Below are 24041 nucleotides of genomic sequence, written 5' to 3'. Positions count from 1 at the left end.
AATAGTTAATTCTTTTAGGAGTGGTAAGAGGTGAAATGTTTGATAATGTGACTAATGTTCTATTTAAACTTCTATAAAATCAGTTGCTCACAGAAGTTCTAACTTCAAAAACTTATTATTTTGGTCAGTTGTTAATCTAAAACGCCCTTTTAGCCCTATTTGACTAACAAAAGGCCTGAAACGCGATGCAGGCAATTGTAGGCGTAAGCCATTGTCTGTCACCACTAAAATGTTGCTCGCGGCACCATTGTAATGAGAAAGAAAAGTTTGATAACTGATGTTAAGAGTGAAGTAGTATTGATTCATAAATCGGTTAAAAAAATAACGCTTTTTCCAATAAAACAAAAATACTGTATAAATAAACAGTAGCGCAAAAAGCGCTACTGTTTTGACCAATTTGATTACGATTCCAGTGCTTTGGTCACTTTCTCGAATAGGTCTTTAGCCAGGTTGTCCATTGCTTTTAATGTCTCTAGCTCTGCCTTGATTAGCTCTTGGCGAGCAGGATCATATTTACGGAACTTCAACAAAGGATCGATTAGACGAGATGCTACCTGTGGGTTACTGCTGTTTAGCTCGCGTAAGATCTCCCCTGCAAACTTATAGCCTTCACCAGATTTAGCGTGGAAGCGTACCGGGTTCATGTTAAGGAAAGAACCGATTAAGCTACGAGTACGGTTAGGGTTTTTAAGGCTAAATGCTTCGTGGCTCATTGTCTGCTTAATGACTTCAAGCACATTCTCAGCTGGGTTTGTACCCTGAAGAGCAAACCACTTGTCCATAACTAAGCCATCGTGTTTCCACTTATCACTGTAGTCTTGCATCAGTGCTTCACGACATTCAAGTTGAGCACTATTTGCTGCACTCATCGCCGCAATCGTGTCAGTCATATTGTTGGCATCAGCGTACTGGGCTTTCGCAAGTTCGTTACCCTGCTCGGTGTAAGCTAAAAATCCTAGTGCGGTGTTACGAAGAGAACGTTGGCCAATTGCCGCATGTTCAATTGAGTACTCTTCCTGTTTAGAGCTGTGGTAAATTGCGCTAAGCTCGTCATGTAACTCTGAAGCCAGAATCACTTTAAGTGCTTTTAGTACTTTCGCTACTGCGTCTACATCTACTTGTTTATACCAACCAGAGACTTCATTAAAGCTTGGCAACGAAAGGACTTCTGAAATAAACGCTGGCTCAAGTTGGTCAGACAGTAATACTCCGCGGAAGGCATCAACGACAGCAGCAGAGAGTTCTACTTCTTCACCCGCCTGCACTTTCTCCACGTTTGAACGAATGTACTTCGCCAACAGCATTTGACCTGCATCCCAACGAGCAAACTCATTGCGCGCATGCACCATTAGGAAGGTCAGCTCTTCATCGCTGTAGTCATACTCTAGCTTAACTGGTGCAGAGAATTCACGTAGCAATGAAGGTACTGGTTGTTCTGTAACGCCTTCAAACACAAATGTCTGTTTCGCTTCAGTAACATCAAGTACATTACCAACCACACAACCGTTACGGCGTAACTCAATAACATCACCATTTGCTGCATACAGTTCTACATCAAAAGGAATATGAAGTGGTTGCTTGTCGGCCTGATCCTGAGTTGACTCTGTTGATTGCTCAACAGTTAGAGAGTAAGTCTGTTGCTCTGCGTCGTAACTGCTGGTCACACTAACTGTTGGCGTACCCGACTGGCTGTACCATAAGCGGAATTGCTTAAGATCAACGCCACTCGCATCTTCCATCGCAGACACAAAATCTTCACAGGTTGCAGCTGTGCCATCATGGCGTTCAAAATACAACTTCATACCTTTCTGGAAGCCCTCTTCGCCTAATAAGGTATGCATCATACGGATCACTTCACTGCCTTTTTCATAAACAGTTAAAGTGTAGAAGTTGTTCATTTCGATCACTTTGTCAGGGCGAATCGGGTGAGACATCGGGCTTGCGTCTTCAGCAAACTGAGGACCACGAATGATTCTGACATTGTTGATGCGGTTAACAGCACGAGAACCAAGATCAGATGAAAACTCCTGATCACGGAATACCGTTAAACCTTCTTTAAGGCTTAACTGGAACCAGTCGCGACAAGTCACTCGGTTACCTGTCCAGTTATGGAAGTACTCATGACCAATAACCGCTTCGATGCCTAAGTAATCGGTATCCGTCGCGGTCTTCTCATTAGCCAGAACAAACTTAGAGTTAAAGATGTTGAGACCTTTGTTTTCCATCGCACCCATGTTGAAGAAATCAACGGCGACAATCATGTAAATGTCTAAGTCATACTCCAGACCAAAGCGCTCTTCGTCCCACTTCATTGAGTTAATTAGTGACGTCATTGCGTGTGGTGCACGATCAAGGTTGCCCTTGTCGACAAAGATTTCTAGCTCTACGTTACGACCTGACTGAGTGACGTATTTGTCGCGTAGCACATCAAAATCACCTGCTACCAATGCAAACAGGTACGCTGGTTTTGGATGTGGGTCTTGCCATTGAACCCAGTGACGATCGCCTTCCAGTTCGCCTTCTGCAACGCGGTTACCATTACTTAACAGGAACGGATTTTGCGCTTTATCAGCAATCACTTTGGTCGTGTATTTTGCTAATACATCAGGACGATCCATGTAGTAAGTAATACGACGGAAACCTTCCGCTTCACACTGAGTACAGAATGCGCCACCTGACTTGTAAAGACCTTCAAGAGCCGTGTTCGCTTCAGGGTCGATAAGAGTCACAATCTCAAGAGCAAACTCGCTTGGCAATTGGCGAATCTCTAAACCACCTTCAACTTCGCTATAGTCAGTCCAGGTTTCGCCATTAATTGAGATGCTTTGAAGCTTTAAGTCTTCACCATCTAAGCGAAGCGTCGTTGATTCTTTAAGTTGTTTAACTTGCGATACCGCAGTAACCGTTGTCTCGTTGTCGTAGAGATCGAAAGTCAAATCGATATCTGTGATGGTATGTGATGGAGATTGATAATCTTTGCGGTACTTGGCTTGAGGAGTCTGAGCCATGTCGAAATCCTTCTGACTGAATGCATGTGAATAGCACGCCGACTGTGACAGGGCGTGATAAGTATAAAGGTCGAAGTCCGACCTTTAAAAATTGGTATTAGCTTACAACTCTGGATATAAAAAAACGAGGCTCGATGTCGAAATACCTCGTTTTTTGTCTATTGTTGACGTAAAACTCAAACTGATTGCCTATTTACGCATCAAAGGTCACATTTATCCTCCAAGCGTTTTTAACGTATTCGGTTAAGTACTGCGTAGAGCGCCCCTTCTTCCATTTCTAAAGTCAGCGTATCACTGTTAAGTGTGTAGCGAGTTTCGTGTTCACCATTCTCGTACAGCAACACCAAATGTTCGCCTTCGGTGTAGTAAACACCTTTGTGAATCGCTTCATCGCCCTGGTCGTTACTGACTCGGAACATAAATACAAAATCAGGCTGCAGAATCAAATCGAGCTGATGAACATCGCTGGTCAACATGTCATCTCCGCCTAAATGGGCACTCGACCACATGCCAGCCAATGAATTAGAGAGTGCTTTAGTAAAAACCACACCGTTCAGATTGAGCAGGTTATGATTCGCGGAGTACTCGTACACCTGAGGTTCAGAGGTGTTCAAGCCTAATATGAGTGTGTCATCGTTAGCGGTATAGAAACCTTCCCAATGGTCGACTGAATAGTCCCTTTTCTGGATATCAATTTTAAAATTATAGTTTGAGTCTAACGAAAGCTTGATCGCCAAAAAGTTTTCTCGAGACTGTTCGGGATTCGGATTAACAAGGTACCAATCCCCTAGTAGAAACGGTTGGTCAAACTGAGTCAAATCGCTATTGTCTCGCACTCCATTAGCGAGAACCGAGAAGCTAAAAATTAGTGATAATAAAACTATCAATCTCATAGCGCGCTCCTTACTCTTTTCTTTAAGCTTAGGCACGACAGTTACATTTAGCGAAAAAAATTGATCTTTATCACAATAATTAGCCGGATAAAAAAAGCGAGCCACTTGGGCTCGCTTTTTAACAGACTGATTAATCTTACGATTTAATCATATCGACCATGATGGCCACTGATTCGTTTAGATACGCATCAGGCGCTTCATAATCTTTTGGTATGTCATCTAGCGTTTTGAAAGGCTCTTTACCCTCAGCTTTCTGACGCTGATTGATACGAGCCAGGCGTCTAGCGTCAGCTTCATCACTCTCTGCTTTACGAGTTTTCTCGTTAAGAGACAGGGTGTTATCGTCTTTTTCCGCCTTGTATTTTTCAATATCTTCGGCGACAAAACGAAACTCCAGATCTTTCGCAATACGGGTCTGATGCTTAGCCGTTAGCTTACCAATCAAAGCTTCGTTACGCTGTAACACTTGGTATTTAGCCTGATCGATACTATCCCAAGGCAATGCATTATCTTCTACAGACTCACCCGTTTCACTCGGCTCTACTGCAGTTGGGAATGCGATGTCAGGAGCAACGCCTTTATTCTGCGTACTACCACCATCAATACGGTAGAACTTTTGGATGGTGTACTGAACATAACCTAATTCTTTATCGAAAAGATCATAGATATGATTCAGTGAGCGATGCTGTTGCACCGTACCCTTACCAAAAGAGTTTTCACCCAAAATAATCGCGCGGCCATAATCCTGCATTGCTGCGGCAAAAATCTCTGAAGCAGACGCACTGTATCGGTTGACCAGAACGGTTAATGGACCATCATAGCTAATCTTACCGTCCGTATCGCTGTTAACATTGATTCGGCCATAGCTGTCACGGACTTGCACAACAGGTCCGCTAGTGATGAACAAACCAGACAACGCTGTTGCTTCGGTTAAAGCACCACCACCGTTGTTACGTAAGTCGACAATAATTCCATCAACGCCCTTTTCTTTAAGCTCACCAATAAGTTTATCAGTGTCTTTAGCCAGGCCGACATAGAAGCTTGGTACTTCTAGTACGCCGATTTTCTTACCATCTTTTTCGATAACTTCTGACTTAACCGCTCGATCTTCAAGACGGATTTTGTCACGAACTATGGTAATGACTTCTGCCTTAGCATCTTTACCTTCCGGTAAGATTTGCAGATTAACCTTAGTGCCTTTCGGCCCCTTGATTAACTGTACAACATCATCCAATCGCCAACCGATCACATCAACGATATCTTCGCCATCCTGACCAACACCTATAATGCGGTCACCTTCTGCTAACTGTTTGCTTTTCGATGCCGGGCCACCAGCAACCAGTGAGCGAATAACCGTATAGTCATCCGTCATTTGCAATACGGCACCAATACCTTCTAGTGACAGGTTCATATCAGTTTGGAACTGATCGGCATTTCGCGGAGAGAGATAACTTGTGTGTGGATCGATTTCACGAGCGAAAGCATTCATATAAAGCTGGAATGCATCTTCGTTATGAGTCTGACCAAGACGTTTAAGCGCATTATTATAACGCTTACCTAATACGTCTTTAATTTCGTCCCAGTCCTTGCCTGTTAACTTAAGGTTTAACGCATCATACTTAACGCGTTTACGCCAAAGTTCGTCAAGTTCAGCAGTATTGGCAGGCCATGCTTCTTCACTACGATCAAGTTCAATCGTCTCATCGCTGTCAAAGCTCATCTCCTTATCAAGAATCGACAAGGCATACTGGAAGCGCTCGTAACGACGTTTGATCGATAAGTTATAGACATCAAAAGCAATTTGGTTATCACCCACTTTCAGTTGGTCATCAATACCTGATGTCCAAGATTTGAATGAGTCGATATCCGCCTGAGTGAAGATATTACGATTGTAATCAAGCATTTCGATATAGCGTTCGAAAATAGCTTGAGAGAACTGATCGTTTAGCGAGAAGTGCTTGTAATGAGAACGGGTAAAGCGAGATGTGACACGTTTGCTGGCTGTCTCATGCTGAGCTTCTGGAGAAAGGACCGGTAAGTCCTCTAGACTGATGTTTGCTTCTAAAGCATGAGCTGTAGAAGCTGCTAGCCATAGGCTAGCAGCAATCAGCGACAATTTTGAACGGCATTTCATGCGTAGGAGTATCTCCTTTATGCGCGTAAGTGCTCCGCTTTTACAACCATTTGTAGGCCGTTAGTCAGTTGAACACGCACATCTTCCTTATTGATTTCAACGATAGTCGCAGCCATGTTTCCTTTGCCCATATTAACGTTAACTTGATTGCCAACTTTTACTTCGTCAGCATTCAGAGCGCGCGTTTCTACTGGCTTAGCGGCTTTTTGTACTTTGTTCTGTTGTGGGCGACGGCCTTGAGGCTTCTTCGCCGCTGGCTTAGCTTTCGCTTTGCCTTCTTCGCGAGCTTTCTGTGCTTGCTCTTTACGACGAGCTTGTACTTTAGCTTTGCTCTCAGCTAGTGCTGTTTTAGCGTGTTCTACGTGTTCTTCGTCTAGCTCACCTGCTGGGTTGCCATCTAAATCTACACGTACTGCACCTGGCTTAACACCGTGAAGGTAACGCCATGATGAAGTGTATTGTCTTAACGCTGCACGAAGTTGAGTTTTGCTTACTTTCGGATCGTCGCTTAGGCGTTCCGCAAGATCTTGAAAGATACCAATTTTAAGTGGCTTAGCTTCACCTTCTAAAGTAAAGCACTTAGGGAAACATTCAGCAATGTATGCGATAACTTCTTTGCTGTTTTTTAACTTTTCAGTGTTTTCCATGTGGGTTCCTGGTTATTGCGGTACATCCGCGAGCATTAAGATTAAATATTTGAGGTATTATAGTGACCTGCAAGCGAAAAACCACACTCAATAGAGAATTTATGCCTTGATAGCGTGTGAATTAAGCAGCTTTTGCACTTCTCGCATCAAAAATGTCAGTCCTTGTTCATCAATTTCGTTAAATCGACCCACTTCCGGACTATCAATATCAAGTACACCAAAAATTTCACCATTGATTGAAAATGGAATCACAATCTCAGAATTGCTCGCTGCGTCACAAGCAATATGACCTTCGAACTGGTGAACATCATGAATACGCTGAACGGTATTCGTTGCTACTGCTGTACCACATACACCTCGGCCAACAGGGATGCGCACACAAGCTGGCTTACCCTGGAAAGGACCGAGCACTAACTCGCCCTCTTTCATTAAATAGAAACCAACCCAGTTCAAGCGCTCCAGTTCCATGTTTAACAAGGCACTAATGTTAGATAAGTTAGCAATCAGATCGGTTTCAGATTCAATAAGTGCCGTAGCCTGCTTGGTTAAGCGTTGATAATGTTCTATTTTCATTAATACATCCATTTGAAAATTAGAGACTTCCACTATGAATCTGCGTACAATTTCCGCAAACTACTAATAGTAAGCATTCTCATTATAATGATTGATAATCCCAACACTATTAGCCGTTCTTGGCTGATAACTCAAGTAAAAAAGCATAAATCTAAACTGATACTTGCCAACGTTATCGCTCTGGTTGCTACGTTAATCAGCGTACCGATTCCTTTACTCATGCCATTAATGGTTGATGAAATTCTGTTGGATCAACCCGGAGCTGGTCTCGATGCCATGAATGTCGTGTTACCGAGTTCCATCCAGACCCCAACAGGCTATATCTTCTTTACTCTGTTTCTGGTGGTCATCATGCGTACCGCTAGTCAGGCGCTTGCTATCGTTCAAAGCCGTCAGTTTACGTTGGTGTCTAAGACCATTACGTATCAAATGCGTAGTAAAATGATCGATAAGCTTGGACGAATCAGTATCCGCCAGTATGAAACACGCGGTTCAGGTGGTATCAACGCCCACTTAATCACTGATATCGAAACCATCGATCAGTTTATCGGCTCTACTTTAAGTAAGTTCTTGATCAGTCTGTTGACGGTGATCGGTACCGCGGGTGTTTTACTCTGGTTAGACTGGCGTTTAGGCTTGTTCATTCTGCTGGTTAACCCTGTAGTTATCTATTTTTCTCGCAAACTGGGCAGCAAAGTTAAGCACCTTAAAAAGCGAGAGAACCAATCTTTTGAGCGTTTCCAGAACCGTCTGGTCGAAACTCTGGACGGCATCTATCAGCTACGAGCGGCCAACCGCGAGCGCGAGTTTCTTAATGAACTAAAGTCGCAGGCCGACCAAATTCGTCATGACGCAGATAAATACGCCTGGCAATCAGAAGCCGCTGGCCGAGTCTCTTTCCTACTATTCTTATTAGGTTTTGAACTGTTCCGCGCCGTGGCCATGTTAATGGTGCTATTTAGCGATTTAACCATCGGTCAGATTTTCGCTGTATTCGGTTATCTTTGGTTTATGTTGTCCCCAGTTCAGGAGCTGCTCGGTATTCAGTTCTCCTGGTATAGCGCCAAAGCCGCATTAAAAAGGATCAATGCCCTACTCGATTTAGAAGAAGAGAGTCGACCTGTCAGTAAAGTCAATCCTTTCGACGAAGATCGTGAGGTCGATGTCACGATTGATAAGGTTAACTTCTCCTACAATGATGAAATACAGGTTCTGTCTGAATTAAGCCTCACTATACCCGCAGGAAAGAAAGTGGCGCTGGTGGGCTCAAGTGGTGGTGGCAAGTCGACATTGATCCAGTTGCTTATCGGTGTTTATCAACCAGACTCTGGAGTAATTCGTTACAATGGTCAAACCACTGACGATATCAGTTTTGAGATAATTAGGGACCAAATTGCCGTTGTATTACAACAGCCTATACTCTTTAATGACACTTTAAGGCATAATCTGACACTAGGCTCAGACTATGATGACCTTCAACTGTGGCGCGCACTTGAAGTCGCCCAGATGCAAGATGTGATTAGTCAATTAAGTGACGGGTTAGAGACTCAAATAGGTCGCAGCGGCATTCGACTTTCCGGTGGTCAAAGACAGCGTCTGGCGATTGCCAGAATGATTTTGAGTAACCCTAAATTCGTCATCCTTGATGAGGCAACTTCGGCGCTGGATACTGCCACTGAAGCTGCATTACATAGAGCCCTTACAGAATTTTTAAAGGGTCGTACAACGTTAATCGTTGCGCATAGACTATCTGCCGTTAAACAGGCAGATTTGATCTACGTACTTGAAGATGGGCAAGTGTCTCAAGCAGGTACGCATGGAGAATTGGTTGAACAACAAGGCTTATATCAAACCTTATACGGCAACGTGCAAAACCACGTTTAGCCTGCCTCTCAATCTAGAACCTCTAGAGGGGCAGCTATGAGCGCCCCTCAGACCCTACATGGTCATGACTCGAAACCGACCAATGTGCGACTTTGCCACGGCTGCGAACTACCGGTCGATCTCGTTAGCGTAGAACATGGTAGAAGTGCCTACTGCCCAAGATGCAACAGTCATCTATATCGTGGCGGCACCCCCTCATTATCGGGTAATCTGGCCATCGCAATTACTTGCTTATTGCTGTTTGTCCCTTCCCATTTTTTCGACTTTATCAGCATCCGGCTATTTGGCGTAATGATTCCTGCCACACTCCCTTCTGGCGTATTTGCCTTGTTCCAGGAAGGCTTTGTGATGCTGTCGCTACTGATATTCTTTTGTAGTTCGATCGCTCCGTTGCTTTTGTGTAGTTCGGTGGTGGCCGCCCATATCGCGCTGAGTAAAGGTTCATTTCGGCTGTTAAAGACATCACTGTCGATTATCCAGCATATCAAAGCCTGGGTGATGATCGATGTGTTCTTGGTCAGCATTGCGATTTCCTGCTTTAAGCTACAGGATTACTCAGATATCTTTGTTGGCCCCGGGCTAATCGGTCTGGTGTTGCTTCAGGTCTCAACGGTGTTACTGGTGACGCGAGTCAGTGTTCGTCGCTATTGGGAAGTCTTCCATGCTGAAGAAAACTATCAATTAACTGAGAAAACACTGCATTGTCATCACTGTCACCTCTCTCAACCAGAGGGAACAGAGTGTCTGCGTTGTCAAAGCCCGATTCATCATCGCAAACCTCACGCGATACAAAAAACCTGGGCCTATCTTATCGCGGCAACTATCGCGATATTCCCAGCCAATATCATTCCGATTTCGATTCTGCTGACCAATGGCAAACGATTAGAGGACACTATTTTTTCTGGTGTCGCGTCGCTGGTAAATAGCGGAATGACAGGTATCGCTATCATTATTTTCGTCGCCAGTATCGTCGTACCCGTCGCTAAGATTGTTGGTCTCTCCTATCTACTATTGGCAATCCAGTTCAAACGCAAGATTTACCACAAACATCGCATGCTGATCTATTTCGTCATTAAATGGATTGGCCGCTGGTCGATGATGGATCTGTTTGTTATCTCAATCATGATGACATTAGTTGATCGTGGCCAAATTCTCGACTTCACACCCGGTTATGGGGCAGTCGCATTTGGTATCGTAGTTGTGCTCACCATGCTGGCCGCAGAAAGCATGGATCCGAGACTGATTTGGGATAACTACCCGGAAGAATTTGATAAAAAAGAGTCGTTAAATGAGTAACCCTTCTCCTACACAAAACTCATATTCCCCGCATATCAAGCGCAATAAAGGGATATCGCCGCTCTGGCTGCTACCCATCTTAACCATGGTGTTGGCAGGCTGGCTGGTATTCAAAGCCGTGCAGGATGCCGGGCAACGAGTACAAATTTACTTCTCTGATGCTCAGGGTCTGATAGCGGGAAGAACCACTATTCGCTATCAGGGCTTAGAAGTGGGTATGGTCAAGGACATCAATCTGGCAGAAGACTTACAAAGTATTTATGTCGATGCGGATATTTACCCGGAAGCAACCAAACTGTTGACTAAAGAAGCTCGCTTCTGGCTAGTCAAACCAACCGCGAGCCTATCAGGCATCTCAGGTTTGGACGCTCTTGTCTCGGGTAACTACATTGCGATCTCTCCGGGCAATAACCCTTCTGAACCAGAAACTGAGTTCACAGCGTTAGAACGTGCTCCTTCAGATTTACTTGCCGAGGAAGGCCTCAACATCTCTCTTAAATCAAGAGATCTGGGTGGTATCTCAGTCGGTTCTCAGATCGTCTATCGTAAGATTCCAATTGGTGAGGTCTACAGCTACCAGCTCGACCAAGACTCTAAGAATGTCATTATTCAAGCGTCAATTCGCGACGAGTACCGCCATATCATTACTGACGATAGCCGTTTCTGGAATGTGAGTGGTATTGGTGCAAATATCGGCTTTGAAGGTGTTGATGTACGACTTGAAAGCTTTAGTGCCCTGCTTGGTGGTTCTATTGCTGTAGACTCTCCAGATGGCGGAGAGCCAGTCGCTGATAACACTCAATACAAGCTCTACCCTGACTTAAAAACCGCAGGTCGTGGTATCGCTATTAAAATCGACTTACCAGATGACAACAAGATCAATGCTTCCGGTGCGCCAATCATGTATCGCGGCATTGAAATTGGTCAGATTACCGATTTGGAACTAAGCAAAGGCAGAGAACGTATTGTCGCTTCTGCTGCGATTCAGCCAGCCTTTAGTGACATGCTAACCACAGGCAGCCGTTTTGTTCTTGAAGAAGCAAAGGTCTCCCTCTCTGGCGTGGAAAACATCGGCAACATCATCAAGGGTAACTTCCTGACCGTTGTTCCCGGTACAGGTGAACGTTCACGACACTTTAACGCAGTGAGAAAAGATGATTTTAACCGCCAGCAAGCGCGTTCAGTATCTCTTACCCTGATCGCCGATAACTCATTTGGTTTAGATAAGGGAGCAAACATTCTCTATCGTGGTATTAGTGTCGGTTCAGTGACCCAAGTTAACCTCGTGGACGACAAAGTGCAGCTCGACGCTCTGGTAGACAGTGACTATGCGCGCCTGATTAAGTCGCAGAACCGCTTTTTCGTTACCGGTAGTGCCAGTGCCGAACTGACCGAGTCAGGATTAAACATTACCGTCCCACCAGCGAAACAACTTTTGACGGGCTCGATTAGCTTTGTGAGTGAAGGCAGTGACACTCCGCAGCAGCAATACAAGTTGTACCAAAACAAATCGCTGGCTGAACTGGCTAAATACAACATGTCCGGCTCAACGAAACTCACCCTGTTTGCCAACGAGCTTCCTCCAATTAGCAAAGGCAGCCCACTGCTCTATCGTAACCTACAGGTAGGTAATGTGGCCGACTTCTATCTGGTTGATGGCGGTGTGATTATTAGCGCCAGCATTGAGAACCAGTACAAACATCTGGTAACAGACCAAACTGTGTTCTGGAACCGTTCAGGCGTTGAAATCGACGCTAGTCTGGCTGGTATTAATGTCAAAGCGGCGCCACTGACATCTCTGATTCAGGGAGGCATAGCTTTTGACTCTCTGCCGGGCGTCGATAACAAGCAGAACGACAAGTGGCTACTCTACTCTGACTTTAAAACCGCAAGAAAATATGGTCAGGTGATCACCTTAACCTTTAAGGGCGAGAATACCATTAGTAAGGGAACGGCTATTAACTATAACGGTGTAAAAGTGGGTGAAGTAACCTTGGTCGTGCCAGACTTTAAACACGATAGCGTTGAGGTAAAAGCGCGTATCTTGCCTGAATACACCAACACAATTGCAGTCGAAGGTTCTTATTTCTGGCTACCAAAAGCGGAAGTTGGTCTCAATGGCGTCAAGAATATCCAGAACCTGCTGTCTCAATCGATTAGTGTGTTACCGGGTAACGGAAAATCAAGACACAGCTTTGCTCTCAATAATCAGCAGAGGGCGAATAGTGGCGTTACCTTTACCCTGCAGAGTGAGTCACGTGGTTCAATCACAGCTGGCACGCCCGTTCTTTATCGCGAGATCGAAGTTGGCCAGGTGACCAACGTACAACTGGGTGAGTTTGCAGACCGAGTGATCTCTACCATTGTGATTGATTCTGAGTATGCCTACTTAGTTCGACACAATAGCGTGTTCTGGAACACTTCTGGCGTTGATGTTTCTATTGGCATTACAGGTGCAAACGTCAGAGCTGGCACGCTGGAGAGTATCATGCGTGGTGGGATCACATTTGCAACACCAGAGCAGAAGCAGCTTGAGCCTGTCGCCTCTCCGGGACAATCCTTCTATCTCTATGCCAAAGCTGAAGAAAGCTGGAGCACATGGAGAACTGCAATACCTAAACCTTAACGGTAGAAAACGCAGCGAATTCGCTGCGTTTTTTGTTTGAATTGGCTATAATCAGCGACCTTTTACGCTAGTAGAGACAGAGCCTTGCACCAAAACGTATACCTACCTGAAGATTTTCTCGCGGAAATTGAATCGATTCTGCCCCAAGGGCTGAATATGGCTGACTTTATCGCCGCTTGTCAGCGCCCTCTGCGTAAGAGTATTCGCGTCAACACCCTAAAAGTGACTATCGAAGAGTTTACTCAACGAGCGCAGCAAAAAGGTTGGCAACTAGAGCCTGTGCCTTGGTGTGAGGAAGGTTTCTGGATTGAGGCAGATGAATCTGAAGTTCCACTTGGTAACTCAGCAGAGCATATGTCTGGTCTGTTTTACATTCAGGAAGCCAGCTCTATGATGCCCGTCTCAGCGCTGTTCTTGGATCAACAACAAGAGTTCACTAGCGTGCTCGACATGGCAGCAGCGCCCGGCTCAAAAACCACTCAAATCGCTTCTAAAATGAGTAACCAAGGCGTGCTAGTGGCAAATGAATTTTCGTCAAGCCGTGTTAAGGTTCTTCATGCAAATATCGAGCGCTGTGGTGTACGTAATGCCGCATTAAGTAACTTTGATGGCCGCGTATTTGGCGGCTGGTTACCAGAACAGTTTGACGCCGTACTGATTGACGCGCCATGTTCCGGTGAAGGTACAGTGCGTAAAGACGCTGACGCAATGAAGAACTGGAGCAAAGAGTCCGTCATCTCTATCTCCGACACACAGAAAGACCTGATTGAGAGTGCCTTCCATGCTCTTAAGCCGGGCGGTGTGATGGTTTATTCAACCTGTACATTGAGTATTGAAGAGAACCAACAGGTGTGTCATCACCTAAAGGAAACCTTTGGTGACGCGGTAGAGTTCGAAAGTCTGGCGACCCTATTCCCAAATGCAGATAAAGCCCTGACTGAAGAAGGCTTCTTGCACATTTTCCCTCAGGTTTACGACTGCGAAGGTTTCTTTGTCGCTCGCCTGCGTAAGTTGGAATCGGTTCCTGCACCTAAAGTTAAAAAACGCTTAGGTAAATTCCCGTTCGAAAAGGCTAGCGCTAAAGTACAATCGGATATTGCTAAACAACTTAAAACCCAACTGGATATTGAACTACCAGACGACGCTTCAATCTGGCTACGAGACAACGACGTATGGCTGTTCCCTGACGCTCTTGAAGCCATGCTAGGTGAACTGCGATTCTCCCGTATGGGTATCAAAATCGCTGAAGCTCATAAAAAAGGTTATCGTTGGCAGCACCAAGTCGCGACCGCTTTAGCAACTGGCAATGAATCTACATCAATAGCACTTTCTATTGATGACGCGCGCGAATGGTTTATGGGGCGCGATGTTCGCCCTGTCGACTTATCTGGTAAAGGTGAAGTGATCGTCAAACTCGGTAACGATGTGATTGGATTAGGAAAGTGGGTTGGAAACCGCGTGAAGAATGGTCTGCCGAGAGAACTAGTTAGAGATAAAAACTTGTTCTAATCGCTCAATCAATAGTATGAAATTCTACATTAGCCTAGCTAACTGCTAACGATACACTACAATTAGGTTATCGATATAAACAATATATCAACCAGTTAGCGCAGGCTCTGTAGGAGCCGTTCCCCTGGGCCCAAAGCAGGATCAGCTTTGGGCCTTTTTTTCGTTTGCTATGTCGATAAGCAGATTAGCTCAGGCGAATGCCCTCTTTCTCGATAACAATTTTGCCCTGCTTGTATAAACCACCGATGGTTTTCTTAAACGTACCTTTGCTGGTACGGAAGGCAGCAAAAATAGCTTCCGGAGATGACTTATCATTCAGAGGCAGGAAACCGCCCTTCTTCTCAAGTAAATCAATGACTTTCTGACTTAGGTCATCCATTTTGCCAACACCAATCTTCTGTAGCGACAGGTCGATCTTGCCGTCTTCACGAATGTTCTTGATGTAGCCTTTTAGCTTCTTACCGATAAACAGTTTGCCGAACACGTCCGATTTAAAGATCATGCCCCAGTGTTCGCCCTCAACGATCGCCTTGTAGCCTAAATCACTACGTTCAGCGATGATCAGATCTACCTGCTGGTTGCGGGTGTACTTTGGTGGCGTCTTATCAAGCAGCTTATTGAACTTAGTCGTACCAACAATGCGGCCAGACGCTTTGTCACTGTAAACGTAAACCAGAACATTTTGCCCAGCAGCAAAACGGGTGCGCTGCTCACTGAAAGGGATCAGCAAATCTTTGCCTTTAATGCCCCAATCCGCAAATGCACCAATAGAGTTTACGCCTTCAATGGTCATCAATCCCCATTCGCCAACTTGAGCAATTGGGGTTTCAGTTGTTGCGACTAACTGACTGTCAGAATCGAAGTATAAAAAAGCGTCCACAAAACTACCGATTTCTACTCCCTCAGGAACAAAACGTTTCGGTAGCAGCGTAGTACCGTAATCGCCGGCATCGAGAAATACGCCAAAATCGGCGCTTTTTACTACTTCTAAGTGGTTTATCTGACCAACTTTAATCATTTCAACTGTCTCTTGTTAAATTTGCGGTGATTATAGCGAATCTCTGTTATGCTTGCGCCAGATATTTAGTACTTTTTTAGGAGCAGTAATTGATCACCGTTGATAAGCAGGACGGCATCACTCTCAAGATTTCTCATGCGATGGCAGCCACCAAGAAATCGGATTTAGACCTCTACTTTTTCGTGCCCGGAGAACTTGGGCTTTCACCGGATGTACTTAAAGAAAGTGAGTTCTACTACGAGTCTATTACCCAAAAACGCGCTTACTACAGTGACAAAACACTCCTTCCTCTGGTACACAGCCGACTGGCAAAACGAGGACGCCTCTCTTCCACTCAATACCGTGTTAGTTTGAGTTTGTTTGCTTATCAATATGTGATTGCACTAGACAAAGCCGTCAACGAACTGAATAAGCATAACAAAGAGTCTGTAACCACCGACGATGTCGATGAAGTCATCAAGCTTTCACTCGATATTCTCAAAAAGCTACGTCGAAGCATCCCGTATGAAGAGAGCCTCAAGCGTTACTATGCCAATATCGACAACTACCTCTCCTGGTATACCGGTCAGCGCCTGATGTCGCTGGTTGCTCACATGCCTCGTGATAGTGAGTATAAGAGTCTTAAAGAGAGTCTGCTGGCAATTGTCGAAAAAGAGGCGGCACACCGTAAGCTCAATAACTACAACTCGAAAAGTGTACGTGACGACGTAACGCGACTCAGTAATAAAATGCGTCTGTTGCGCCGCCTGATCGAACACCCTGTAGTGCTTAAAGAGCGTACTCAGTCATTGGGTAAGAACATGAAGCGTGTGGTCAAAGGTGGCGCAACCGGCTTTGTGATGGTGTTCGTGACCATTACCGCTATCCTTGCTCGCGACTACTGGGGCGAAATCACTGCTTCGTTTATTATCCTGATGTCGTTTGTCTACGCGCTGCGTGAAATTTTTAAAGATGACCTGCGCGATGTATTGTGGCGTTGGCTCCGTAAAGGCCGACCAAAATGGCGTAAGCTCTATCTCGATCCGACAACCAAAAAAGCGGTAGGTCAGAAATTAGAGTGGCTCGACTATAAGTTACTGGACAAGTTGCCAGATCGTATTCAGTTGATTCGTAAGAAGCGTGTAGTACAACGTGAGGAGCAAGTCCTCCACTACAGCTCTAAGACCGAAATGTCGACATCGAAGTTTATGAGTGGTTACGAAGAAACTCGTGAATCCCTACTGGTCAGCATGCGTGCATTAACGCGTTTAATGGATAAGGGTTCAAACAAGGTTTACATGAACAATAATGGTCAGGTGAGCCGAGAGTCAGTAGAAAAGCGCCACCTGATCAACCTGATTGCCAGAGAGAACAATCACGACGGAAACCCACGTTACTACCGTTGGAAGATCGTTCTTAACCGAAGCAAAATCGTCGCTATTGAGCAAATTGAAGTGGATGACATCAGCCATCCATTCGCTTCAGTGACAGAGTAAGTAAGAATTCCGCCATAGGTTCATCGCCATGCAGGCTTGGGCAGATGGCGGTAATTTTCACTGCCTGATTGACCCGCTCACCGGTAGCGAAAGTTTGTTCCAGCATCTCATCGATCAGTTTTCCATCTTCACAGACAAAATGGACATCCGCTTCCGGGCGTTTGAGAAACTGCCCATCGACCGCTTTAAACGCCAGAGATACCCTCTTACCGCACTGCTCTGCCTTACTCATCGCCATAAAGCCACCTGCGACATCAGCACCCACGGCAAGCACACCAAAGTACATACTATTGAGATGATTTTTGGTTCTTCTTTTTAGCGGGATTTTCACTTCAACCCGTTCAGAATCCAATTGCAATATCTTAGGTCTGGCTAACCAGATAAACGGAACTTTGAAAAAACCAAACAGATTGAGATATAAATTTGCTTTAGAGAGAGCTGATAACATTGAACTAGTCCGACCAGTGAAATTAAACCTAGTTCATAACGAATAACGCCCAATGTCAACATTTCATTAACATTGGGCGTTATAAACAGTGACTTAGCGTCTAAATAGCAGTTACACCGTCACTATAACTTCAATTTGTGGATGTTCTACAAGGTATTCTTGCAAGCGAGCATAGTGAGTAAGTCCATTGCTGGTGACTACCACTGGTTTACTGCTGTTGGTTGCGGCTTTAACCGCCTGGTCAATCAGCTGCAACACCGCTTCACTTTGTGGGTCAAACAGGTACTCAAGGTCTTCACTTAAACGATCGACACCCAAAGTAAATTGAGCAAGGTTTTCTAAATTGACCACCACACCATCGAAATAGTGCAGCAGTCGTTCTGATAGCAAAGCAGCGGAAGGAACATCTATGGTGTAAAACACTTTCAGTCCATTAAGACCTCTTGGAAGCCCTTGTTCCGCGAGTAAATCAATGATCTTGGCGGCATCAGACAGGCCGCGTACAAACGGCACTACGATATCAACATTGCAACCCTGCTGTTGCAGCGCTTTTATCACCTGACACTCTAACGCAAATAGCTTAGAAAACTTTTCATTCGCGTAACGCGACACACCACGTAAGCCCAGTGCTGGGTTGACTTCTTGCGGTTCAAGCTGCCCGCCTAACAAAGTGCGGAAGCTATAGCTGTCGGCGCCACCAAGGTCAATGCGCACTGATTGATGTTGTGGCTTAACCTCTGTCAGGATCTGCTCTGTCAATGTCGACACAAAGTGCGAATCGACGCTTAGGTCGCCTAATATGGCATTAATCGATGCCACCTCAGCTTCTGGCAGAGATGGCTGAACAGATGCGTGATCGGGATGATAAAAGATATGCTCCAAAATCATCTCAGATAGTGAAACAAACAGATGTGAACCACTTGAAGCTTGATCAGGCTTAGGAAGTGAATCACCAAGATTTAGCGCAGGATGCATACTGCTAGAACGGGTTAAACTCATTACTGCTCCAGGCAAAGGTTTTCGTTGTATTTCTATTCTTCAACATACCTATCGTCACCCTATAACACAAGGGCTTGCGAGCATTTTTAGTAAATAAAACTGCATAAATTTGCACTTTACAGTTTGATACCAATAAGAATCACGATAAGTAGTTTATTCCTAACTTGGTTTCCGTTATCTTTATCGCTTCGTAATAAAAAGAACAGGCTGTGGTATGCCATTAAAAACCGATGAATTAAGAACCCAACCGCTGGGTCCAATGCCAACTCCGGCAGAATTAGGAAGCGCCCATCCGATTACAGATGAAGTCGCTCAGCGTATCGCACAGTCACGTCGCCAAATCGAAAACATTCTTACAGGGGAAGACCAGCGCCTATTGGTCATTGTCGGCCCATGTTCAGTTCACGATACCGATGCCGCTCTTGACTACGCGGAGCGTTTAGCAGCAATTCAAGCGCAATACAAAGATGAACTCTTCATCGTAATGCGTACTTACTTTGAAAAACCACGTACCGTTGTAGGTTGGAAAGGATTAATCACCGACCCTAACCTGGATGGCTCTTACGCCCTGGAAACTGGTTTAAATAAAGCCCGTAAGCTATTGCTCGATATCAATAAGCTTGGTCTAGCTACTGCTACCGAGTTTTTAGATATGATCACTGGCCAGTACATTGCCGACCTGATTACCTGGGGCGCGATTGGTGCACGCACAACGGAATCTCAAATCCACCGTGAAATGGCATCAGCACTCTCTTGCCCTGTTGGTTTTAAGAATGGTACTAACGGCAACATTAAAATTGCCATTGATGCGATTCGTGCTTCTCAAGCGTCGCACTATTTCTACTCGCCAGATAAGAATGGCCGCATGACCGTTTACCGCACCAGTGGTAACCCATTTGGTCACGTAATTCTACGTGGCGGTGATAAAGGCCCTAACTTTGATGCAGCATCGGTTGATGCCGCGTGTAAACAACTAGGCGAGTTCGGCTTACCTGAACGTCTTGTGGTTGATTTCAGCCACGCAAACTGTCAAAAGCAGCACAGAAAGCAACTTGAAGTTGCACAAGATATCTGTGAGCAGATCAAATCAGGTAAAAACCAGGTTGCTGGTATCATGGCTGAAAGCTTCATTCTTGAAGGCAATCAGTCAATGGAAGATCTTAACAATCTAACTTACGGTCAATCAATCACTGACCCTTGCTTAGGTTGGGAAGACACCGCTACTATGCTAGATATGCTGGCAAGTGCCGTAAAAGCTCGTTGATTATAATAAGGATTCCGACATGCCATCTTTTGATATTGTTTCTGAAGTCGATACTGTAGAACTGCGTAACGCGGTAGATAATGCTTCTCGTGAGCTGTCTACTCGTTTCGACTTCCGTGGAGTTGAAGCTTCATTCGAAATGCAGAAAGACGAGTCAGTTAAACTACGTGCTGAAGGTGATTTCCAGCTCAAGCAAATGCGTGACATTTTACGTGGTAACCTAACCAAACGTGGTGTTGACGTTAATGCAATGGAAGCAAAGCCGGAAGAAGCGACAGGTAAAAACTGGCACCAAATCGTTGTATTTAAGCAAGGTATTGAAGCGCCTATGGCGAAGAAGATCGTTAAGCTTATTAAAGACAAAAAGATGAAGGTTCAGGCTTCTATCCAGGGCGAAAAAGTTCGAGTTACGGGTAAGAAGCGTGATGATCTGCAAGCCGCTATCGCCGTTATCCGCGAAGCAGAGCTTGGTCAGCCGTTCCAATACGAGAACTTCCGCGACTAAGTGTATTCTGCTTTGGTAGAGATAGATAAAGGGCCACGTTATGTGGCCCTTTTGCTATTTAGTTGCACCCAATTCAATCAGCAAGTCATTACCTTGGAGGAAAGTCACTCGCTGTGATTTTGGTGGCATCAGTATGACTACTCGTTGGTCTTGTTGACGGGCTTGTTGTAGTTGTGCACTGAAGTCTGCTTCACTTTGGCACTCTACCCGCTCCGCATCTCGACGGACCAAATCGATAAATGAGAATGGACACTTAGCATCATGCAGGACAATTTCAGCCTGCTGCATCAACCTTAATGCTTTTAGCGTAAGTAGCTCAACATCTTCACCATACTCAATCCAGGTAACCGAACCTTTCTGGTCAAAGCCATCCTTAAGCAGTGCCTGATACGCTTTTTCCAGTTCGCTGTTGTTACTCGCCAGACCAACATCTGAACGAGCAAAGAAGGCTTCCCAAAACTTGCGTCTTTGACCAACGCTATCAAGTTTCGCTTTGATGTCTTTACGTTTAGAAGCAGCAAAGTCCGCTTGGACTGCTAAGTTTTGTGGCAGTACTGCTTCGAGCTTCTCTCTGACGTTGCGAATCAATACCGGCGCTGCACCGCCACTAGAAATCGCTAACTGAATACGGCCACGGTTAATCATAGATGGTGTAATGAAGTCACAATATGGCTGATCATCGACCACATTAACTAACATACCTCGACGCTTAGCATCATGATGGACCTGGTGGTTCAGGCTTGGGTTATCTGTTGTCGCCCAAACTTGTACGTAATTGGTATTGAGCAGTTCATCGGAATAGAAGCCCTGAATCCACTGACACTCATCTTTATCAATCAAATTTGCCAGATAGGTTTCTACATGCGGTGAGACAATGGTCACATTCGCCCCCGCCCTAACCAGACTGTCAACTTTGCGACTTGCAACCTCTCCTCCGCCTACTACCAGCACGGGTTTATTAGTTAAATCTATGAACAGAGGAAAATACTGCATTTCAATCCTTGAGTAATTAGAAACATCTTCAGCCTTGATACTACCAAAAATAGAGCAATAGATTCATTACCTATCGAGATCACGCCTAACAATTGACCAAATTTCGAACTATTTTTAGTTTATTGCACTGACACTAAAGAATGATTCAAATTTCAAATCTATAAGTATTGATAAATTTATTACACCATCCTGTCGCACCAATTTTGTGAAGTCTTGCACTATTTACATTTAAGCAACATTTCGTCATTCTAAAGTCTGTCAGGATTTGTGATTTCATTCAAAAATCTTTTTAAATTATACATTTGAGAAATTACCGATCCTTTCCTACGCTTATAACTGGTTGATTTACTTAATGCTCAAAGATGAGCATAAGCAACCTAATAATTAAGAAACACAACACCATTTAATCGTTGTATCAGGTTGAACCTGATTTAACATGGATCATACAGGAAGGATACAAATGGCACATAAACTAACACTTCTTGCTTCAGTTGTAGCGGCATCTACTGCACTGATGTCTACAAGCGCTGCTGCTGCAGATAGCACGCTGGATAAAGTAACTAAACAAGGTTTTCTAACTTGTGGTGTAAGTACTGGCTTGCCAGGTTTCTCTAACCCGAACTCTAAAGGTGAATGGGAAGGTATTGACGTTGAATACTGTCAGGCACTTGCTTCTGCAGTACTAGGCGATAAAACTAAAGTTAAATATGTACCTCTAACAGCTAAAGAGCGTTTCACTGCCCTGCAATCTGGTGAAATCGACGTTCTTTCTCGTAACACTACTTGGACTCTACACCGTGATACTGCACTAGGTCTGAACTTCGTTGGCGTTAACTACTACGATGGTCAAGGCTTCATGGTTAAGAAAGATCTTGGCCTGACAAGTGCTAAAGAACTAGATGGCGCATCTGTATGTGTTCAGTCTGGTACAACAACAGAACTTAACCTAGCTGACTACTTCCGTAACAGCGGTATGTCTTACAAGCCAGTTGTATTCGATACAGCAGCTCAAACGTCTAAAGGTTTCGACGCTGGTCGTTGTGACGTGCTAACGACTGACCAATCTGGTCTGTACGCACTTCGCCTGAACCTACAAGATCCTTCTTCAGCGCAAGTACTTCCAGAAATCATTTCTAAAGAGCCTCTAGGCCCAGTAGTTCGTCAAGGTGACGACCAGTGGTTCAACATCGCTAAGTGGACTCTGGCTGCAATGGTGAACGCTGAAGAATACGGCATCACTTCTAAGAACGCAGACGAAATGCTTAAGTCTAAAGATCCAAACATCAAGCGTATCCTTGGTGTAGACGGTCCTAAAGGTAAAGGTCTGGGCATCCGTGATGACTGGGGTTATCAGGTAATCAAACAGGTGGGTAACTACGGCGAGAGCTTCGAGCGCACCGTAGGTGAAGGTTCACCACTACAAATTTCACGTGGCGTTAACGCACTGTGGAATGCTGGTGGCTTCATGTACGCTCCACCAATCCGTTAACTCTTAGTTAGTTACAATAGAAAATGGGCGGTTTTGGCCGCCCTTTTTATAAAAAATGGATTTGAGGTTATAGCTGTATGAAACCTACTAATGTTGCGGCGAAATCGGATAACGGACCGAATTCAAACGCTAACCTTTTTTACAATCCCACCTTTAGAGCTGTTGTTTTCCAGATTATTGCGATCTCAGCACTCGTCTTTTTCTTTTACACAATTGTCAATAATGCACTAACCAACTTAGAAGCACGTGGTATCGCCACGGGTTTTGACTTTCTTACTCAAGAAGCCGGCTTTGGGATTGGCTTAACGCTGATTGAGTACGATGAAACCTTCTCTTACGGCCGAACGTTCATGGTAGGCCTGCTTAACACGGCGCTAGTATCCTTCTTTGGTATTATTCTGGCGACGGTTATTGGCTTTGTCATGGGTGTTGCGCGTCTATCGTCTAACTGGCTAGTTAGCCGTTTCGCTGCTGTTTATATCGAGACTTTCCGTAACATCCCTCTACTTCTTCAGATTTTCTTCTGGTACTTCGCTGTATTGCAAGCACTGCCATCTGCACGCCAAAGTTTAAGTCTGGGTGAAGCCATTTTCCTTAACGTACGTGGTCTCTACTTCCCTGCACCTGTTTTTGAACAAGGATCTTCGATTGTTATCGCGAGCTTTGTCATCGGTATTGTTGCAACGATTCTGATTGGCGTGTGGGCAAAAAACAAACAAAAACTCACTGGTCAGCAAACACCGATGGGCCGTATCGCACTTGGTCTGTGTATCGCTCTGCCTGTGGTTGTTTACTTCCTTGCTGGCGCTCCTATCTCTGCTGATTACCCTGAACTGAAGGGTTTCAACTTTAAGGGCGGTATTAGCATCATCCCAGAACTCGCAGCATTACTGCTTGCGTTGAGTGTGTACACTGCATCGTTCATCGCAGAGATCGTTCGTTCTGGTATCAATGCGGTTAGCCACGGTCAAACAGAAGCGGCGATGTCGCTAGGTTTACCTCGCTCGCGTACCTTGAAGCTTGTCGTTATCCCTCAGGCTCTGCGTATCATCATTCCACCGCTAACCAGCCAATACTTGAACTTAACCAAAAACTCATCGCTTGCGATGGCGATTGGTTACCCGGATCTGGTATCGGTATTTGCGGGTACAACGCTAAACCAGACTGGTCAGGCGATTGAAATCATTGCGATGACAATGGCGGTTTACCTAACACTCAGCCTGCTGACATCAGCTCTGATGAACCTGTACAACAAGAAAGTTGCTTTGGTGGAGAGATAG

General features: G+C 45.0%; 19 protein-coding genes. 9 read left to right on the top strand and 10 right to left on the bottom strand.

From position 1 onward, the window contains the following. Nucleotides 1-87: 87 nt before the first annotated feature. The 6 genes from RH46_RS21765 to RH46_RS07845 all read right to left on the bottom strand — a co-directional run bounded on the left by RH46_RS21765 (nt 88) and on the right by RH46_RS07845 (nt 7255). The gene (locus RH46_RS21765; RefSeq protein ID WP_006878879.1) at nt 88-306 is read right to left on the bottom strand and encodes a DUF2835 domain-containing protein; all 219 of its coding nucleotides are present in this window, start codon (nt 304-306) and stop codon (nt 88-90) included. Nucleotides 307-401: 95 nt separating this feature from the next. Further along, nucleotides 402-3008: an aminopeptidase N gene (pepN, locus tag RH46_RS07865; protein WP_006878878.1), complete on the bottom strand. Its 2607-nt coding sequence runs from the start codon at nt 3006-3008 to the stop codon at nt 402-404. Between the two features lie 230 nt (nt 3009-3238). Next, on the bottom strand, nt 3239-3901 hold the full coding sequence (locus RH46_RS07860) for a hypothetical protein (RefSeq protein WP_006878877.1): 663 nt from the start codon (nt 3899-3901) through the stop codon (nt 3239-3241). A 136-nt stretch (nt 3902-4037) separates the two neighbouring features. After that, on the bottom strand, nt 4038-6035 hold the full coding sequence (gene prc / locus RH46_RS07855; protein WP_006878876.1) for a carboxy terminal-processing peptidase: 1998 nt from the start codon (nt 6033-6035) through the stop codon (nt 4038-4040). A gap of 17 nt (nt 6036-6052) precedes the next feature. Then, nucleotides 6053-6682 (bottom strand): RNA chaperone ProQ, encoded by a 630-nt coding sequence (gene proQ, locus RH46_RS07850; RefSeq protein ID WP_006878875.1) that lies wholly within the window; start codon nt 6680-6682, stop codon nt 6053-6055. Nucleotides 6683-6781: 99 nt separating this feature from the next. After that, on the bottom strand, nt 6782-7255 hold the full coding sequence (locus RH46_RS07845; RefSeq protein ID WP_006878874.1) for a free L-methionine (R)-S-oxide reductase MsrC: 474 nt from the start codon (nt 7253-7255) through the stop codon (nt 6782-6784). 87 nt (nt 7256-7342) lie between these two features. On the opposite strand from RH46_RS07845, the gene RH46_RS07840 reads away from it, so the two are divergent. From RH46_RS07840 to rsmF, 4 genes are all read left to right on the top strand, one after another. Next, nucleotides 7343-9139, top strand: a complete 1797-nt coding sequence (locus RH46_RS07840; RefSeq protein ID WP_006878873.1) for an ABC transporter ATP-binding protein — start codon at nt 7343-7345, stop codon at nt 9137-9139. A 36-nt stretch (nt 9140-9175) separates the two neighbouring features. Further along, nucleotides 9176-10435, top strand: coding sequence for a paraquat-inducible protein A (locus RH46_RS07835; protein WP_040895410.1), 1260 nt, complete (start codon nt 9176-9178; stop codon nt 10433-10435). After that, nucleotides 10428-13061: a PqiB family protein gene (locus RH46_RS07830; protein ID WP_006878871.1), complete on the top strand. Its 2634-nt coding sequence runs from the start codon at nt 10428-10430 to the stop codon at nt 13059-13061. The genes RH46_RS07835 and RH46_RS07830 overlap by 8 nt, the downstream gene beginning before the upstream one ends. 84 nt (nt 13062-13145) lie before the next feature. Beyond that, complete coding sequence (gene rsmF / locus RH46_RS07825) at nt 13146-14570, top strand: 16S rRNA (cytosine(1407)-C(5))-methyltransferase RsmF (protein WP_006878870.1); 1425 nt, start codon at nt 13146-13148, stop codon at nt 14568-14570. Nucleotides 14571-14754: 184 nt separating this feature from the next. On the opposite strand, the gene RH46_RS07820 is transcribed toward rsmF, so the two are convergent. Continuing rightward, nucleotides 14755-15588 carry a CvfB family protein gene (locus tag RH46_RS07820; protein WP_006878869.1) on the bottom strand — a complete coding sequence of 278 codons (834 nt, stop codon included), beginning with the start codon at nt 15586-15588 and terminating at the stop codon, nt 14755-14757. An 89-nt stretch (nt 15589-15677) separates the two neighbouring features. On the opposite strand from RH46_RS07820, the gene RH46_RS07815 reads away from it, so the two are divergent. Next, nucleotides 15678-17063: a hypothetical protein gene (locus tag RH46_RS07815; RefSeq protein WP_006878868.1), complete on the top strand. Its 1386-nt coding sequence runs from the start codon at nt 15678-15680 to the stop codon at nt 17061-17063. Here the strand turns inward: RH46_RS07815 and RH46_RS07810 are convergent. Beyond that, the gene (locus tag RH46_RS07810) at nt 17032-17511 is read right to left on the bottom strand and encodes a DUF4442 domain-containing protein (protein WP_006878867.1); all 480 of its coding nucleotides are present in this window, start codon (nt 17509-17511) and stop codon (nt 17032-17034) included. The genes RH46_RS07815 and RH46_RS07810 overlap by 32 nt on opposite strands. Before the next feature lie 111 nt (nt 17512-17622). Next, a complete protein-coding gene (locus tag RH46_RS07805; RefSeq protein ID WP_006878866.1) occupies nt 17623-18510 on the bottom strand; it encodes a putative PEP-binding protein in 888 nt (295 codons plus the stop codon). A 214-nt stretch (nt 18511-18724) separates the two neighbouring features. Here RH46_RS07805 and RH46_RS07800 point away from each other — a divergent pair, with 214 nt between their 5' ends. Together RH46_RS07800 and RH46_RS07795 are read left to right on the top strand one after the other, a co-directional pair. Beyond that, nucleotides 18725-19774 (top strand): 3-deoxy-7-phosphoheptulonate synthase, encoded by a 1050-nt coding sequence (locus RH46_RS07800; protein ID WP_006878865.1) that lies wholly within the window; start codon nt 18725-18727, stop codon nt 19772-19774. A 19-nt stretch (nt 19775-19793) separates the two neighbouring features. Next, nucleotides 19794-20279, top strand: a complete 486-nt coding sequence (locus RH46_RS07795; protein ID WP_006878864.1) for a YajQ family cyclic di-GMP-binding protein — start codon at nt 19794-19796, stop codon at nt 20277-20279. 54 nt (nt 20280-20333) lie between these two features. On the opposite strand, the gene RH46_RS07790 is transcribed toward RH46_RS07795, so the two are convergent. Then, nucleotides 20334-21272 carry a precorrin-2 dehydrogenase/sirohydrochlorin ferrochelatase family protein gene (locus RH46_RS07790; protein ID WP_006878863.1) on the bottom strand — a complete coding sequence of 313 codons (939 nt, stop codon included), beginning with the start codon at nt 21270-21272 and terminating at the stop codon, nt 20334-20336. Between the two features lie 460 nt (nt 21273-21732). On the opposite strand from RH46_RS07790, the gene RH46_RS07785 reads away from it, so the two are divergent. Further along, nucleotides 21733-22761 (top strand): amino acid ABC transporter substrate-binding protein, encoded by a 1029-nt coding sequence (locus tag RH46_RS07785; RefSeq protein WP_006878862.1) that lies wholly within the window; start codon nt 21733-21735, stop codon nt 22759-22761. 77 nt (nt 22762-22838) lie between these two features. Continuing rightward, nucleotides 22839-24041, top strand: coding sequence for an amino acid ABC transporter permease (locus RH46_RS07780; protein WP_006878861.1), 1203 nt, complete (start codon nt 22839-22841; stop codon nt 24039-24041).

Source organism: Vibrio brasiliensis LMG 20546 (assembly GCF_000189255.1).
GTDB lineage: Bacteria > Pseudomonadota > Gammaproteobacteria > Enterobacterales > Vibrionaceae > Vibrio > Vibrio brasiliensis.
Note: the sequence above shows the minus strand (reverse complement) of the source record. Positions and strands in the feature narration are given on the sequence as shown.